Origin of the sequence: Ilyobacter sp. (assembly GCF_041583315.1) — a bacterium.
Classification (GTDB): Bacteria; Fusobacteriota; Fusobacteriia; order Fusobacteriales; family Fusobacteriaceae; genus Ilyobacter.
Genome location: NZ_JBFHGC010000590.1, coordinates 1 through 1,688, shown reverse-complemented (window position 1 = coordinate 1,688; position 1,688 = coordinate 1). Strand labels below are relative to the sequence as shown.

Sequence of the window (1,688 nt, the reverse complement as noted above, 5' to 3'; positions counted from 1 at the left end):
CATCATCAGAATAATTTGTCATTATAGTCTCTAGGCCCTTTAGAAAAACTTTTGCAGAAACTTTTACAATCTCAATATCCTCTTGGCTCAATTCTGAATTTTTTAAATTTAGTTTTGTATTTGACACGGCATTTTCTACAAATTGTAATTCCAGGTTCTTTTTATAGTTTTCAAATTTTGATCCATGACTTTTTTCTAAAAGAATCTGGAGTGTTCTTTTGTTTTTTAGAGAAATATCCAGAAGTTTTTCTACAAACTCCAGTACTTTATCTCTTAAAAATTCGCTGGGATTTTTATCTGGAGCTGTATAATTAATTTTAGACGTCTTTAAAAAAAGATTAGACATCTGTACCGAGACTCCCTCCACTATCTCCCTGAATATAGCCTCTTTATTTATATAATAACGGTATATGTTTCCAACTGGAATCCCTGAATTATCAGATATAGTACTCATTGTGGCTTTTTTAAATCCTTTTTCATAAAATTCTTCAAAGGCTGCACTGTAGATTTTTTCTTTGACTTCCGGTTTTTTGACCTGCATCCATACCCCCCAATGATCTATTCATAAAAACAATCAGTTCCAACAAATAATTTTATTATACCCCCACCCATTTGTCAACTAATTTTAATTCATCATAAATCCATTATAATAGTATTCAGAAAATACCTTTAAAAACAATTATTAAAAAAGAACTTAAAATCACTTTAGATTTAAAATTCAGTATAGAGCTACCCCCTATATCAAAGATCCTTATACCCCTTCCTCAAAAGTCTAAATTTTCTGTATGAATAATTATCAAAATTCAGTGGGGCTGATCTATTTTCTCCGCTGTTTATCTTATTTTTCCGTTAATTTCAGTATTTTACCTATAAAAACTCAGAATTCTCTTTGAATTAAATATCAGGTGAGATATAATAAACTTAGCAGACAAATTATAAAAATATAAAAGGAAGATGAGTCCTCTTATAGAATGCTGATTATATGAGTAACAGAAATTATCCGGCTAAACCCAGTTTGAAATTTTTATAATATTGATCATAAGTCAAAAGGAGGAAAATTTATGGATGAAAGAATGCAAAACAGAGGTTATCTATCCACAGAGGAGATAGAACAGCTTGTAACAAGAAAAATAGCAGGTGTTTTCGGATGGATGGTTTTAGGATTGTTTGTAACCTTAGCTGCTTCAGTTTTTACCCTAGCCAACCCCACTCTCTTAAATATGGCATATAAATATATGTTTGCTTTTATTATAGGTGAGCTGGCACTTGTATTTATCCTGTCTATGAGGGTATACCACATGAGTACCGCCAAGAGCAGGATTTTATTTCTTCTTTATTCAGCATTAAACGGAATAACCTTATCCCTCATAGCGATTGTTTACACAGGGGTTTCCATACTGTATACCTTTGTGGGGGCTCTGGCAATATTTCTGATAATGGCAATTTACGGATACACCACCAAAGAGGACTTAAGCAAATTTGGTAACTTACTGAAAGTAGGGCTTATAACGCTTATTATTCTCTCAGTAGTAAATATATTTTTAAAAGCTACAGCCCTATACTGGGTAATATCATACATGGGTGTGCTTATATTCATAGGACTCATCGGATATGATGTGAACCGTATAAAAAACAATATCATGGTTGCCGTCTCCCAGGACATGGCTGTGGTGGACAAGGTTTCGATT

General features: G+C 32.6%; 2 protein-coding genes. One reads left to right on the top strand and one right to left on the bottom strand.

The window, feature by feature from the left end; translation table 11 throughout:
- Positions 1–541 (bottom strand): TetR/AcrR family transcriptional regulator (locus ABZA26_RS14500; protein ID WP_372715203.1); only part of this gene is annotated, 541 nt, incomplete at its 3' end.
- A gap of 520 nt (positions 542–1,061) precedes the next feature.
- On the opposite strand from ABZA26_RS14500, the gene ABZA26_RS14495 reads away from it, so the two are divergent.
- On the top strand, positions 1,062–1,688 hold a 627-nt coding region (locus ABZA26_RS14495; RefSeq protein ID WP_372715202.1), incomplete at its 3' end, for a Bax inhibitor-1/YccA family protein.